The organism is Mycobacterium sp. 29Ha (genome assembly GCF_032883055.1).
GTDB classification, from domain to species: Bacteria; Actinomycetota; Actinomycetes; order Mycobacteriales; family Mycobacteriaceae; genus Mycobacterium; species Mycobacterium gallinarum.
The window spans coordinates 188,679-202,307 of the sequence record NZ_JAMQTI010000007.1; the positions used below are offsets into that span (position 1 = coordinate 188,679).

Here is a 13,629-nt window from a genome sequence, read left to right on the forward strand (position 1 = left end):
GAACTGGAAAAAAGGTCCAAATTGTTATATCCGCGCTGGTCAAAGCCGGTGTGACACACGCCATGTTAGAACGTGTTCTAGTCTCTCAAGTCGCGGGCGGTCAGGATCGTCAGACTTATGAATTCATAATGTCGGTGGCTGCGAAATTCGCATCCGAGCCGCGTTCAGCAAAGTAGTCGCGCAATGTATTTGACAGGTCCGTAGGTTTCCAGGCGTCACCCAGCGCGCTGAACTGAGCTTCGACCGTTGGCGCCGCAACAAGCGTCACAGTAGGACCGTAAACGATGAAGAGCTGTCCGTTGACGCCTTCCGCAGCGGGCGATGCCAGAAATTGCACCAACGTGACGACATGCTCGGGCGACAGCGAGTCGATCTGCCCCTCGGTCAGTTCCGGCGCCTCGCCGAACACGTCGGCGGTCATCGCGGTGCGGGCGCGGGGCGCGATCGCGTTGGCCCGCACGCCGTAGCGTTCCAGGGCCCGCGCCATCGTCAGCGTCAGCGCGGTGATGCCCGCCTTCGCGGCGCCGTAGTTCGCCTGCCCGACCGGCCCGACCAGGCCGGCCTCGGACGACGTATTGATGACGCGGCCATAGACCTGTCCGTCATTCTCCTTGGCCTTACTGCGCCAATACGTCGCAGCGTTGCGGGTCAGCAGGAAGTGCCCCCGCAGATGGACCGCGATGACCGCATCCCAGTCCTCATCGGTCATGTTGAACAGCATGCGGTCGCGCGTGATGCCCGCATTGTTGACGACGATGTTCAGACCGCCGAGGCCGTCGGCGGTGGACACCAGCTCGTCGGCCGTCGACCGCTCGCTGATGTCACCGGCGACCGCGACTGCCTTGGAACCCGCGGCGACGATCTCGTCGATCACGTCGGAGCGGTCCAACGCACCTGCGATGTCGTTGACAACGACGGTGGCGCCGGCTCGCGCCAGACCGATGGCCTCGGCGCGGCCCAGTCCAGCGGCCGCGCCGGTCACCACGGCAACTAGGCCGGAAAGATCAGTCGCATCTGCAGTCATTTATGAATACCTCTAGTCTCTGCGGATCAGGGCTGCTCGAGGGCACTCGGCGATCGCCTGCTCCGCCAGGTCCTCCTGGTCGGCGGGCACCGGATCGGCCTTGACGACCGCGTAATCCTCGTCGTCGAGATCGAACAGGTCGGGGGCAATTCCAACGCATACGGCGTTACCCTCGCAACGGTCACGGTCCACTTCCACTCGCATGACGCACTCCTTGCGCTCGGGGCTGCTTCGAGCAACCAGTGTGGCACCGGCCTGGACCCCAAGACTAGAACGTGTTACAACCGGGAGTGAAGTCGGGCTGGACTTCGGTTCAAGCCTGGTGCACTTATACCGGTGCTCTACAGAAGTTAGGACAAGGCGATGCGGATCGGCTACACCCCAGAGCAGGAGGAGTTGCGTCGCGAGCTACGGGCGTACTTCACCAAGCTGATGACCCCCGAGCGCGCCGAAGCGCTGGCCTCCAGCGACGGCGAGATGGGGCGGGGCAACGTCTACCGCGAAACGGTCGCCCAAATGGGCAAGGACGGGTGGCTGACGCTCTCGTGGCCCAAGGAGTACGGCGGCCAGGCGCGTCCGCCGATGGACGGGCTGATCTTCAACGACGAGGCCGCCATCGCGAACGTCCCGGTGCCGTTCCTGACCATCAACAGCGTCGCGCCGACGATCATGCACTTCGGCAGCGACGAGCAGAAGAAGTTCTTCCTGCCCAAGATCGCCGCCGGAGAACTGCACTTCGCGATCGGATACTCCGAGCCGGGCGCCGGTACCGACCTGGCCGCGCTGCGGACCACGGCGGTACGCGACGGCGACGACTACGTCATCAACGGTCAGAAGATGTGGACCAGCCTGATCGCCTACGCCGACTACGTGTGGCTCGCGGTGCGCACCAACCCTGAGGCCAAGAAGCACCGCGGCATCTCGATGCTCATCGTGCCGACGACGGCCGAGGGCTTCTCGTGGACCCCGGTGCACACCATGGCCGGCGTCGACACCAGCGCCACCTACTACCAGGACGTGCGGGTGCCGGTGTCCAGCCTCGTCGGCGAGGAGAACGCGGGGTGGAAGCTGGTCACCAATCAGCTCAACCACGAGCGCGTCGCACTGGTTTCCGCGCAGCCGATCTTCTCGGCGCTCGACGGTGTCCGCGAATGGGCACAGAACACCAAGGACGCCCATGGCAGGCGCCTGATCGACTCCGAGTGGGTTCAGCTGAACCTGGCTCGGGTGCACGCCAAGGCCGAAGTGCTCAAGCTCATCAACTGGGAGCTCGCCTCCTCCACGGATGCCGCCCCGTCACCGGCTGACGCGTCGGCCGCGAAGGTGTACGGCACCGAATTGGCGACCGAGGCCTATCGACTGCTGATGGAGGTGCTCGGCACCGCCGCGACGCTGCGCACGAACACCCCCGGGGCCCTGCTGCGGGGGCGCATCGAACGCATGCACCGCTCGTGCCTGATCCTCACCTTCGGTGGCGGCACCAACGAGATCCAGCGCGACATCATCGGCATGGTCGCGCTCGGCCTGCCCAGGGTCAACCGGTAAGGACTGAGACGACATGGACTTCAAGACAACTGAGGCATCCGAGGATCTCGGAGGACTGGCGCGCACCATCACCGAGTCCGTCAGCACGCCGGAACGCCAACGCGAACTCGACGGTCTCGACGAACGCTTCGACAAGACGCTGTGGAGCAAACTGATCGAAGCCGACATCTTGTCCACCGCTGCGCCGGAATCCCTGGGCGGCGGCGGATTCGGAGCATTGGAGCAGGTCGCGGTGCTCGTCGCACTGGGTAGGCAGATGGCCGCCGTGCCGTATCTGGAATCGGCAGTGTTGGCCGCGGGCGCGCTGGCGACGTTCGGGTCCGAAGCCCTGCAGCAGGAGTGGGCGGTGCCCGCCGTCAACGGGCAGAAGATCCTGTCCGTTGCGCTCGACGGTGAGATGGGCGAAGGTCCGGTGCAGGCGAGTGCGAACGGAGACGGATTCCGGTTGACCGGCAGCCGCACCCAGGTCAGCTACGGGCCGGTCGCCGACGCGTTCCTCGTGCCCGCCGAAACCGATTCCGGCACCAGGGTCTTCGTGGTCGCCGCCTCCGATTCCGGTGTCGCGGTCGAGTCGCTGAGCACCACCGGACACGGCAGCGTCGGCCATCTGGAACTGCAGGGTGTTGGGCTGGGTGCCGACCAGATCGTGGGTGACGGCGAGGTACTCGCCTGGCTGACCACGCACGGCACGTTGGGCCGCAGCGCTTTTCAGCTCGGAGTGCTGGAGCGCGCACTCGAGCTCACGGCCGAATACGCCCGCGAGCGTGAGCAGTTCGAGCGGCCGATCGGCAGCTTCCAGGCCGTCTCGTCACGGCTGGCCGACGGCTACATCGACGTCAAGGCGCTGCGCCTGACCGTGACGCAGGCGGCGTGGCGGCTGTCCGAAAACCTGCCGGCCGAGGTCGAGGTCAACACTGCGGCGTTCTGGGCGGCCGAGGCGGGGCATCGCGTCGCCCACACCACGGTGCACGTTCACGGCGGCGTCGGAATCGACACCGATCACCCGGTGCACAGGTACTTCCTGGCGGCCAAGCAGACGGAGTTCGCGGTCGGCGGGGCCACTGGGCAGCTGCTGCGCATCGGTCGCGAACTGGCCGACACGCCCGCTTGAACCCCGCGACCGGAGGGAGCCATTGAACCCCGCGACCGGAGGGAGCCATTGAACCCGGCGACGGGAAGCGAGCTTCCCACCGTTACCGCGCTGATCGCACCGCTGGTCGACGTCGACGACCGCGGGGTCTACTTCGAGGACACGTTCACCACGTGGCGTGAGCACATCACCAACGGTGCTGCGGTGGCGGCTGCGCTGCGCGCGCGCATGAATCCTGAGCGGCCGCCGCATGTCGGTGTGCTGCTGCAGAACACCCCGTTCTTCTCCTCGGTTCTGGTGGCGGCGGGGTTGACGGGAATCGTGCCGGTGGGGTTGAACCCGGTGCGCCGTGGCGCGGCCCTGCAGCGCGACGTCACGCACGCGGATTGCCAGGTGGTGCTTGCGGATTCGGCATCGGCGGCTGTCGTCGGCGACATCGAACACATCGACGTCGACTCACCGCAGTGGGCAGCCGAGGTGGCGCGCCACTCCGACGAACCCGTCGTCGCATATGACGCCGACCCGGGTGATCTGTTCATGCTGATCTACACGTCGGGCACCAGCGGGGACCCCAAGGCGGTCAAGTGCAGCCAGGGCAAGGTCGCCATCGCGGGTCAGATGATGACGCAGCGATTCGAGCTCGGGCCCCGAGACGTCTGCTACGTGTCGATGCCGTTGTTCCACTCGAACGCGGTGCTGGTCGGCTGGTCCGTAGCCTTGGCCTCGCAGAGCTCACTTGCGTTGCGGCGCAAGTTCTCCGCGTCGCAGTTTTTGCCGGATGTCCGTCGGTTCGGTGCCACCTATGCCAACTACGTGGGCAAGCCGCTGTCGTATGTGCTCGCCACTACCGAACAACCCGACGATGCCGACAATCCGCTGCGCGCCGTGTACGGCAACGAGGGCGCACCCGCCGACGTCGAGAGGTTCGCCAGCCGGTTCAACACCCTGGTGATGGACGGGTTCGGTTCGACCGAGGGCGGCATCGCGATCGGCCGCACACCGGACACCCCGCCGGGAGCGCTCGGCCCGCTGCCCGAAGGCACCGAAATTCTCGACGTCGAGACCGGGGAGCCCTGCCCGCCCGGCGTCACGGGCGAGTTGGTGAACACATCCAACGCCGGGCGTTTCGAGGGCTACTACAACGATCCGGGCGCCGACGCCGAGCGGATGCGCGGCGGGGCGTACCACAGCGGCGATCTGGCCTACCGCGACGAGAACGGCTACGCGTACTTCGCCGGCCGGCTCGGTGACTGGATGCGCGTCGACGGCGAGAACCTCGGCTCAGCGCCGATCGAGCGGGTGCTGCTGCGCCATCCCGACGTCGTCGAAGTGGCGGTGTACGGGATCCCCGCGCCCGACGTCGGCGACCAGGTCATGGCGGCGGTGGTGCTGACCGACGGCGCATCGTTCGACCCGGAGCAGTTCCGCGAATTCCTCGCCGATCAATCCGACCTCGGACCCAAGCAGTGGCCGTCGTTCGTGCGGGTCGGAACGGATTTACCGCGCACCGAGACGTTCAAGGTGATCAAACGCCGGCTGCAGGCCGAAGGGACTGACTGCGACGACCCGGTGTATCCCGTTCCACGCTGAGAATTGATACGCGCAGGACCGACGTTACGGACACTGTGCGGTGGGATGTAGCTCTTTTGAAACGTACGAAGTAACGGATCCCGCGATCACCTGAAGCTCGCGCGGTATACCTCTCTCATGTTGGCTGAATCGCCATTGTGGTTGGTCCTCGATCTCGTAGGCACTTTCGCCTTCGCGCTCAACGGCGCGCTGACCGCAGTGCGCGCCGAACGGCTCGATATTTTCGGAGTCATCACGCTGGGCATGTTCACCGGTTTGGGCGGGGGCACGATCCGCGATGTCCTGCTCGACGCCTTGCCGCCCGCCACCTTCGTGGACTGGCGCTATTTGGCAGTGGCGTCGGCAGGCGGCCTGATCGCGTTCGCGCTCAGCCGTGTTCTCGACCGACTGGCCGCCACCATCAACGTTCTCGACGCCATCGGGTTGAGCGTCTTTGCGGTGTTGGGTGCCTACAAGGCACTCGACATGGGATTCGGCGTGGCGCAGGCGATCATCGTCGGCACTATCACCGCTGTGGGTGGTGGCACCATTCGCGACGTCCTGATCGGTCGGATTCCCACGGTCCTTCGTAGCGAGCTCTATGCCATTCCTGCACTGATCGGGGCGGGCTGCGCCGTCGCGGCCCACAGCTTCGGCTACCACGGGACGGCCGTCGCGCTCGGCGCGGCTCTGGTCTGCTTCGCCATCCGCCTGATCGGCATCCGATTCGATCTACACGCACCTCGACCGCCGGGCCGGCGCCACGACAGCTGACCATGCCTGCGAACTCACGTCGAGTGAGGGGCCGCGCGGACAGCCGGCCTCTCCCGACTCATTCGGCTTTGTCGAACCACCTGTGGCTCGGGAAGCGCTCCCCCGTCGGACTCCCATCGGTCCAGAGCGATAGGTTTCATCGTGCGAGCATCATTGTGTCGCAATGTTCTTCGAGACGAGGTGTGGGTGATTCCTCCCAACGATGTAAGCATTTCAGCTCCTGTTCTGCGAACGTCATTCGAGTCCGCTAGCTAATCTCCGCGTTGTGCAGGCCGTAAGGAACGGCTGCCAACATGGTGACGGAAAGCGCAGCACCACTTGGCAGTTGATAGGTGCGGCGCTCACCAGGTCGTGCGCCGAGGATGGCGGCGCCGAGCGGGGATTGGATGGAGTACACCTCGCTATCGCCGTGTTCGGCCCCGCGAACGCCGAGGAGAAACGATTCGGTGTCACCGGTGTCGTCGTAACGAACGGTGACGACCATGCCTGGCTCGGCGATCCCGTCATCGGGCGGATCGTCGCCAACGACCGCGTTGATGAGTAGGTCATGGATCTGTTGAATACGCCTTTGACGGGCACGCTGAATTGCGGTGGCATTTTCGCCGATGTCTCCATCGCCGTCCGTGGTCGCACAGAGTTTGCGCAGGGTTGCCAATTCCTGGTGCAGGCTTTCGTGGGCGTCTGTCGAGATCCAGACGCGTTGTGTGTCTCTCATATACGGTCCTCTCATTTCCAAAGGGATCGTCGTCAGGGGCGGGCCGCAACAACTGCGCCGCCCCTGACGACTCGCGGTGCCCGAAACGGGCGAGACCCTCGGTCTAGGTAACAACTCGCCGCAGCGGATCGAAAGGCCGCAGGGCTTCGGGTTGCTTGCCGGTGGTGATCTGTTCGGTCAGTAGCCGGCCGGTGATCGGCCCATGTGCTAGACCCCACATGCCGTGCCCGCCAGCGATATACACGTTGCGAGACATCTCACCGATCAATGGCAGGCCGTCGGGGGTTATCGGTCGCGGTCCCACCCAGATGTCGCTGCGTTCGGCCCATCGAACCCCTTCCAGCAGCGGACTCACGGAGGCGACGATTGCGCCGACACGTTCAGCCATCAATGGCTCATGCGGGTCGCGGAATTCCATCGTGCCCGCCACCCGCAGTGCCCCGTTGAAGGGAGTGCAGGCCACTCGCGCGTCCGGCAGGTAAATGGGACCGGGTATGGGCCGCTCGACGGGCACGGTGAACGAGTAACCACGACCGGCCCTCACCGGCACCCGCAGTCGGCTGCCGGCCAGTCGTGAAAGCCACGCGCCGGTGGCGATCACCGCAGCGTCGGCGGTCAACGGCTTGCCGCGGTAGGGCAACACCGTCGCTGAGTTACCGGAGCTGAAGACGCCCCGTACATCCGCCGTGAGGATGGTGGCTCCCCGCTCTTCGACAGCCCTTCCCAGGGCCGTGACGAAACGACCCGGATCCACGAATCGTTGACCGTTGATGTTGAGCGCGGCGGTGATCGCCGGCGACGCGAGCGGAACCTGCTCGCGCAGTGCCTCAGCAGACAGCCCGGTGACGAACACAGACTGTCCGGCGTTCTCGAGGGCACGGAGGTCCCGCAACATGTTCTCCGCGTCACGGGTCGTTCGGAACACCGCCGTGATCGGAGCATCGGTCACGGGCGCGTCGACCCCGTTCCCGACAAGAACGTCGTATGCCTCGATGCATTCCTCGTTGAGCGGCACGTTGGCTTGCACCGCGCGAATCCACGCCGACGGACGACAGTTGGCTGCGAATTGAATCAGGAACGACCACAGTGCACTGTCCGCGGACATCGGGATGTGCAGAGGAGCGTTCCGGTCGCGCAACGATCGCAACCCGTAGCGAAGCAGTTTCGGAGAGTTCAGCGGCATCGTCAGCGCGGGTGAGATCCAGCCGGCGTTACCGCGGGAGGCTCCGGCGGCTACGCCTGCGCGGTCCACCACGGTGACGTCGACTCCCCTCTCCTGCAGGAACCACGCCGTCGACAATCCGACGATGCCTGCGCCGACCACGACCGCAGACCGCGGACCGCCATCGATACGCACGTCGCCGACCATTGCCATACCTCCATCGCTGAATCCATCTACGGACATGGTGGCCTGACCATCGACGGCAAGGCTTGCCGCGAGGGGACAACCAACGGCGGCTCCGTTGTGGTGATCCGACAAACGGCGTGGTCAGTCGGTTTGAGTGGCAGCAAGTTCGATCATCATGGCCAGCCGCTTGCGGGCGTCGTCCAATTGAAGGTCGGTGATCTCGCCCATCTTGCGCAAGCGGTACCGCACGGTGTTCTCGTGCACGCCCAATCGGTTGCCCGCTTCGGCGGGGTCGCCCATGGCCTCCAGCCAGGCCCTCAGAGTCGACACATAGTCGGTGGTGTTATCGGCGTCGTGGCGTCGCAACTCGGCGACGGGTCCGCGGTCGGGGGTCCGGCCTGAGCGCGCCGCTGTCCGAAGCCGTTGCAGCAGGATCTCGTCCCACGACTCGTCATAGGCCGGCGGCGGGGCATCAGCCGGCTTGATCCCGTGCAGCGCGAGACATTCGTCGGCTTCCTGACGCGCCGCAGGCAGATCTGTGGCCGTGGCCGCCTTGCTGATACCGGCCAACACGGTCAACCGACCGGGCAGAGACGCCTGCAGCCCCGCGAACCACCGTCGAGCGGACTCCGCCTGCTCGCCCGGCAACAACGTGTACACCGTGTTGCCGGAGAGGGCACTTCGGCCGGGACGTGACCAACCGAACCCGGCCGTCGCCCGCTCGAAGGCGAGTAGAAGACCCGCATCTCGATCGAAGTCGATGAAAGCCTGCACTGCGATCACGCGCATACGGCCTGGCGCCAAACCGAGTCGGCTGGCCGACGCCGCGGCATCGGGGCTGCCGTTCAAGAGTCGCAGCACCAATTCGGATTCGACCTGACGCTCCAAATCCGCGCTGGCGCGTGAGCGCAACAAATGTAAGGCCACTGTCCGGGCCCCGTCGGCAAACGCCGTCCGTTCGGGTTCGACCAGCGGCTCGAGGCAGGCAACCCACAACGACCCCATGAGTTCTGTCCCCGAACGCACCGCAACGACCATGCGGCCCGACATTCCGCGATCGGTGTCCGGACTGACGAACAGCGGTTCGTCAGAGGTTGCAAGATGCGCGAAAACGCCTCGAGTTTCGAAGAATTCGCGCAGACTCGCCGGCGCCTGCCTATCCATGACCGTCGCGACACGGGCCGGATCGGCGTTCTGCTGCATCGTGGAGTATGCGAGCACCCGCGACAACGGATCCTCGATGGTGACCGCGCCACCGACCATCTCGGCCAGGCTATCGGCGAGGGCGAACAGATCGGTTGGACCGCGGCCGGATTCGGTTTCCCGACCTTCCAGAACCAGCCCGTAGACGACAGCCGAAAGCTCACTCCAGGAAACCGATGCATCGACAACCATCATCGCGACGCCCTCGTCCATCCCGGCGAAGGTGGTGGTGTCATCGTGGTCACGCAGAAGGACGACCACGGCGTGCGCCGACACCGCCCACCGCAATGCCTCGTCCGCCGAACGCGCCCCGATGGCCAGCAGCACGTCGCCGATGACCGTACGGCCGCGTGCAACCTCGTGCACTACGACGCTGCCGAGTTCCGTGGAGCGCGGTATTGGACAGAAACGCAGTCGGACGCCGTAGCTTCCCAGCACGTTCACCAAGCGGTCCAAAGTGACCACGCACTTCTCCTTTTCAGCCGAGTCTATTGTCGGTCAATGTGGGGTACCGCGAATACGCGCCGACGACTGCGCTGGCCGACCTGGATGCATCGCCGCGATCGTCTCCTCGTTGTCGAACGACAAGGTATTTCCACCCGGCAGTTCGACCGCCACATGCGGTGCGTCGGAGCCCGGCACCGGAAGACCGAGTGGCCGGTAGAAGTCCAGCGAAGCTCTGAGGTCGCTGGCGAATAACTACTCGCCCTTCAAGGCGGCCCTTTTCGATTACGCTTCGTCACGACCAAAGCAACCGGCCATGTTTGCCGACAGCGGCGACACGCGTTGCAGGACGACAGGAGTGACTGATGAGGCGCACGGCGATCACCGGAGCGGCCGCATTGGCTGCCGCTCTGGCCCTGGTGTTGTCGGGCTGCGGCTCGGACACCAAGACCGAACCGGCCACCAGCGAGTCGGAGACCACGAGCACCACCACGACCGAGGCCGCACCGACGACAACGGCCAAAGTCGCTCCGCGCGATGAGGATGCCGCCGGCCCGAACCCGACGATCGCCAGCTACATCAAGGAGAACAACATCCAGGAGGCGCCGGTCAAGCGCGGCGACCCGGGCTCACCCACCATCGATCTGCCGATCCCCGACGGCTGGGAGCCGGCCGGGGAGAACACCCCGGAGTGGGCCTACGGCGCCATCATCTACACCGGTCCCGAAGCCGCCGAGTACTCGCCGAGCATCGTCGCGCTGGTTTCGAAGCTGACCGGCAACGTCGACCCGCAGACGATCATCGACCTGGCCCCCGGCGAACTGCAGAACCTGCCCGGCTGGAGCGCGTCGAACGAGGGTGAGAACAGCACGCTCAGCGACTACCCGGCCTACCAGCTCGGCGGCACCTGGGAGTCGGAGGGGCAAACCAAGATCGTCGCCCAGAAAACCGTCGTGATCCCGGGAGCCGACGGCCTCTACGTGCTGCAGCTCAACGCCGACGGCCTGGAGAACCAGGGCGACATCGTCGGCGCGGCAACGGATGTCATCGACGAGCAGACGACGATCACCCCGTGATGTAAGGCTGTTCGCGGCGGCGTGAGCTAGTTACCGCGGATACCGTCGAGTCGCTTCGAGGCCTCGTCGAAACCGGAGACCAACTCGGCGATGATGTCGGCGACCGGCCGGATCTCGTTCATCCGTCCGACGATCTGACCGACGGGCATCGCGACGGTGTCGGGATTGTCCGATTCGTTCATCCGCTGATGGGCCTCGCTGACGAGGATGTTCTGCAGCGGCATCGGCAATGGCTCGGGTGCATCGGGGGCATCCCAGGCGTCGGTCCACTTCGACTTCAGCAGGCGCGCAGGCTTTCCGGTGTAAATACGGCGGCGCACGGTGTCGCTCGAGTTGGCCCGCAGCAGGGCCTCCTGGATCGTCGACACACCGGACGGCTTGCGATGGCCCAGGTCGTACTCGGCCGACGTCAGGAACGCCGAGCCCATCCACACCCCCTGAGCGCCCAGCGCGAGGGCCGCGGCGACCTGCCGCCCGGTGCCGATACCGCCTGCCGCCAGCACCGGGGTCTTACCGTCAAGCGCATCAACGATTTCCGGCCACAGCACCATCGAACCGATCTCGCCGGTGTGTCCACCCGCCTCGTGGCCCTGCGCCACCACGATGTCCACGCCGTTCGCGGCATGACGCTGCGCGTGCTTGGCGCTACCGGCCAGGGCCGCCACCGGCACCCCGGCCGCGTGCACCTGATCGATCACGTCCTTCGGCGGTGAGCCAAGGGCGTTGGCGATCAACTTGATCGGGTGCTTGAGCGCCACCTCGACGTGCGAACGGGCCACCGAGTGCAGCCAGCCGAGCACACCCGCGCTGCGCTCCCCATCCTCGGGCAACGGCGGAACACCGAGATCGGCGAGGGTCTTGTCGATGAAGTCACGGTGGCTCTGCGGGATGAGCTTGCCGATATCGGCGGCCGTGCCCTCCTGCGGGATCTTGGCCGGCATCACGATGTCGACACCGTACGGCTTACCGTCGGTGTTCTCGTCCATCCAGCACAGCACGTTCTCGAGATCGTCGGCGTCGTTGAACCGCACGCAGCCGAGCACACCGAGACCGCCGGCCTTGCTGACCGCGGCGGCGACCTTCTCCGACGGCGTGAAGACGAATATCGGATAGTCGATGCCGAAACGGTCACACAGCTCGGTACGCATCAGGATGTGCTGCCCGCGTGCTTGACGTGTGCGTCGTCGGCGGGCCGCTCCTCGGTGATGTCCTTGGCCCACCGGTAGTCGGGCTTGCCCGCGGGCGTGCGGTGGATCTCGTCGACCCACCAAACCTTGCGCGGCACTTTGTAACCCGCGATCTCATTCCGGACGAACGTGTCGAGTTCGGCCAGCGTCGGGTTGGTGCCTTCGCGGCGGTGGATGACGGCGGCCACGCAGTTCCCGTACCGCTCGTCGGGCACCCCGACCACCAGCGCGTCGAAGACGTCAGGGTGGCCCTTGAGCGCGGCCTCGACCTCTTCGGGGTAGATCTTCTCGCCACCACTGTTGATGGACTGCGAACCGCGGCCGAGCATCGTCACGGAGCCGTCCGCGTCGACCTCGGCGTAGTCACCCGGAATCGCATAGCGCACCCCGTTGAAGGTTCGGAAGGTCTGCCTGGTTTTCTCTTCGTCCTTGTAGTAACCGACCGGGATGTTGCCCTTCTTGGCGATCATCCCGCGCACCCCGGAGCCCGGCTTGACCTCGTTGCCGTCCTCGTCGAGAACGACGGTGCGATGGTCGATCGTCACGCGCGGTCCGCCGGTGTGCGACTGGCCCTTCGCCACGATGCTGGTGCCGCCGAAGCCGGTTTCCGAGGAACCGATCGAGTCGGTGATCACCCGGTTGGGGAGCAGCTCGAGGAACTTCTCCTTGATGCTCGTCGAGAACAGCGCGGCCGTGCTGGCGAGCAGGAACAGTGACGACAGATCGGGCTCGCGGCCCCCGTCGTGCAGTTTGGTCAACGCGTCCAGCAGCGGGCGAGCCATCGCGTCGCCCGTGAAGAACAGCAGGTTCACCTTGTGCTTCTCGATGGTCTGCCAAACCTCGTCGGCGTCGAACTCCGGTGCGAGCACTGTGGTTTGACCCGAGAAGATCGACATCCAGGTGGCCGACTGGGTGGCGCCGTGGATCATCGGCGGGATCGGGTAGCGGATCATCGGCGGATTCTCCGCGGCGGCCTTGGCCAGGTCGTACTCATCCTTGACGAACTCGCCCGTCGCAAAGTCGGTGCCGCCGAACAGCACTCGGTAGATGTCCTCGTGGCGCCACATCACGCCCTTGGGGAAGCCGGTCGTGCCGCCGGTGTAGAGCAGGTAGATGTCGTCGGCGCTGCGCTCACCGAAGTCGCGCTCGGGCGAGCCCTGCTCCAGCGCCGAGTAGAACTCGACACCGCCGTAACGCTGGTAGTCGTCGTCGCTGCCGTCCTCGACCGAGAGGACGGTCTTGACGGCGGGTGTCTCGGGCAGCACGTTGGCGACGCGGTCGGCGTAGCGGCGCTCGTGCACCAGCGCGACCATGTCCGAGTTGTCGAACAGGTACTTCAGCTCGCCCTCGACGTAGCGGAAGTTGACGTTGACCAGAATCGCACCAGCCTTGACGATGCCCAGCATCGCGATGACGATCTCGATGCGATTGCGGCAGTACAGCCCGACCTTGTCGTCCTTCTTCACGCCTTGGTCGAGGAGGTAGTGGGCCAGACGGTTGGCCTTCTCCTCCAATTCGGCGTAGGTCAGCTGTTCGTCACCCGAAATGAGGGCGACACGGTCTGGCACGGCATCGATGGCGTGCTCGGCAAGATCAGCAATGTTCAGGGCCACAGCACATAAACTAGAACGTGTTACATTTCGAGACAAGTCTG

Annotated in this window: 12 protein-coding genes; 5 read left to right on the plus strand and 7 right to left on the minus strand. The window is 65.4% G+C overall.

Annotation, left to right across the window (positions count from 1 at the left end; genetic code table 11):
- Positions 1 to 115 precede the first annotated feature (115 nt).
- Together M1248_RS11610 and M1248_RS11615 are read right to left on the minus strand one after the other, a co-directional pair.
- A complete protein-coding gene (locus M1248_RS11610; protein WP_317148409.1) occupies positions 116 to 1,024 on the minus strand; it encodes a 3-oxoacyl-ACP reductase in 909 nt (302 codons plus the stop codon).
- A 12-nt stretch (positions 1,025 to 1,036) separates the two neighbouring features.
- The gene (locus M1248_RS11615) at positions 1,037 to 1,228 is read right to left on the minus strand and encodes a ferredoxin (RefSeq protein ID WP_317148410.1); all 192 of its coding nucleotides are present in this window, start codon (positions 1,226 to 1,228) and stop codon (positions 1,037 to 1,039) included.
- A gap of 159 nt (positions 1,229 to 1,387) precedes the next feature.
- On the opposite strand from M1248_RS11615, the gene M1248_RS11620 reads away from it, so the two are divergent.
- From M1248_RS11620 to M1248_RS11635, 4 genes are all read left to right on the plus strand, one after another.
- Positions 1,388 to 2,569 (plus strand): acyl-CoA dehydrogenase family protein, encoded by a 1,182-nt coding sequence (locus M1248_RS11620; protein WP_317148411.1) that lies wholly within the window; start codon positions 1,388 to 1,390, stop codon positions 2,567 to 2,569.
- Between the two features lie 13 nt (positions 2,570 to 2,582).
- Positions 2,583 to 3,680 carry an acyl-CoA dehydrogenase family protein gene (locus tag M1248_RS11625; RefSeq protein ID WP_317148412.1) on the plus strand — a complete coding sequence of 366 codons (1,098 nt, stop codon included), beginning with the start codon at positions 2,583 to 2,585 and terminating at the stop codon, positions 3,678 to 3,680.
- A 48-nt stretch (positions 3,681 to 3,728) separates the two neighbouring features.
- Positions 3,729 to 5,249 (plus strand): long-chain-fatty-acid--CoA ligase FadD17, encoded by a 1,521-nt coding sequence (gene fadD17, locus M1248_RS11630; protein WP_317148413.1) that lies wholly within the window; start codon positions 3,729 to 3,731, stop codon positions 5,247 to 5,249.
- A 117-nt stretch (positions 5,250 to 5,366) separates the two neighbouring features.
- Positions 5,367 to 6,002 (plus strand): trimeric intracellular cation channel family protein, encoded by a 636-nt coding sequence (locus tag M1248_RS11635; protein ID WP_317148414.1) that lies wholly within the window; start codon positions 5,367 to 5,369, stop codon positions 6,000 to 6,002.
- Between the two features lie 247 nt (positions 6,003 to 6,249).
- On the opposite strand, the gene M1248_RS11640 is transcribed toward M1248_RS11635, so the two are convergent.
- From M1248_RS11640 to M1248_RS11650, 3 genes are all read right to left on the minus strand, one after another.
- The gene (locus tag M1248_RS11640; protein WP_317148415.1) at positions 6,250 to 6,717 is read right to left on the minus strand and encodes a GreA/GreB family elongation factor; all 468 of its coding nucleotides are present in this window, start codon (positions 6,715 to 6,717) and stop codon (positions 6,250 to 6,252) included.
- A gap of 103 nt (positions 6,718 to 6,820) precedes the next feature.
- Positions 6,821 to 8,086: an FAD-dependent oxidoreductase gene (locus tag M1248_RS11645; protein ID WP_317148467.1), complete on the minus strand. Its 1,266-nt coding sequence runs from the start codon at positions 8,084 to 8,086 to the stop codon at positions 6,821 to 6,823.
- Between the two features lie 120 nt (positions 8,087 to 8,206).
- Entirely contained in the window at positions 8,207 to 9,733 is a 1,527-nt protein-coding gene (locus M1248_RS11650; RefSeq protein ID WP_317148416.1) for a helix-turn-helix domain-containing protein, read from the minus strand.
- A 344-nt stretch (positions 9,734 to 10,077) separates the two neighbouring features.
- Between M1248_RS11650 and M1248_RS11655 the strand changes: the two genes are divergently transcribed.
- Positions 10,078 to 10,788: an LpqN/LpqT family lipoprotein gene (locus M1248_RS11655; RefSeq protein WP_317148417.1), complete on the plus strand. Its 711-nt coding sequence runs from the start codon at positions 10,078 to 10,080 to the stop codon at positions 10,786 to 10,788.
- A 26-nt stretch (positions 10,789 to 10,814) separates the two neighbouring features.
- On the opposite strand, the gene M1248_RS11660 is transcribed toward M1248_RS11655, so the two are convergent.
- Together M1248_RS11660 and M1248_RS11665 are read right to left on the minus strand one after the other, a co-directional pair.
- Positions 10,815 to 11,936, minus strand: a complete 1,122-nt coding sequence (locus tag M1248_RS11660; RefSeq protein ID WP_317148418.1) for a nitronate monooxygenase family protein — start codon at positions 11,934 to 11,936, stop codon at positions 10,815 to 10,817.
- The gene (locus tag M1248_RS11665; protein WP_317148419.1) at positions 11,936 to 13,624 is read right to left on the minus strand and encodes an acyl-CoA synthetase; all 1,689 of its coding nucleotides are present in this window, start codon (positions 13,622 to 13,624) and stop codon (positions 11,936 to 11,938) included. The genes M1248_RS11660 and M1248_RS11665 overlap by 1 nt, the downstream gene beginning before the upstream one ends.
- Positions 13,625 to 13,629 lie beyond the last annotated feature (5 nt).

Coding starts and splice junctions, on each gene's coding strand:
- M1248_RS11615 (WP_317148410.1), bottom strand. CDS start 1,228: ATGCGAGTGGAAGTGGACCGTGACCGTTGCGAGGGTAACGCCGTATGC.
- M1248_RS11645 (WP_317148467.1), bottom strand. CDS start 8,086: ATGGTCGGCGACGTGCGTATCGATGGCGGTCCGCGGTCTGCGGTCGTG.
- M1248_RS11655 (WP_317148417.1), top strand. CDS start 10,078: ATGAGGCGCACGGCGATCACCGGAGCGGCCGCATTGGCTGCCGCTCTG.
- M1248_RS11610 (WP_317148409.1), bottom strand. CDS start 1,024: ATGACTGCAGATGCGACTGATCTTTCCGGCCTAGTTGCCGTGGTGACC.
- M1248_RS11620 (WP_317148411.1), top strand. CDS start 1,388: ATGCGGATCGGCTACACCCCAGAGCAGGAGGAGTTGCGTCGCGAGCTA.
- M1248_RS11640 (WP_317148415.1), bottom strand. CDS start 6,717: ATGAGAGACACACAACGCGTCTGGATCTCGACAGACGCCCACGAAAGC.
- M1248_RS11660 (WP_317148418.1), bottom strand. CDS start 11,936: ATGCGTACCGAGCTGTGTGACCGTTTCGGCATCGACTATCCGATATTC.
- M1248_RS11635 (WP_317148414.1), top strand. CDS start 5,367: ATGTTGGCTGAATCGCCATTGTGGTTGGTCCTCGATCTCGTAGGCACT.
- M1248_RS11625 (WP_317148412.1), top strand. CDS start 2,583: ATGGACTTCAAGACAACTGAGGCATCCGAGGATCTCGGAGGACTGGCG.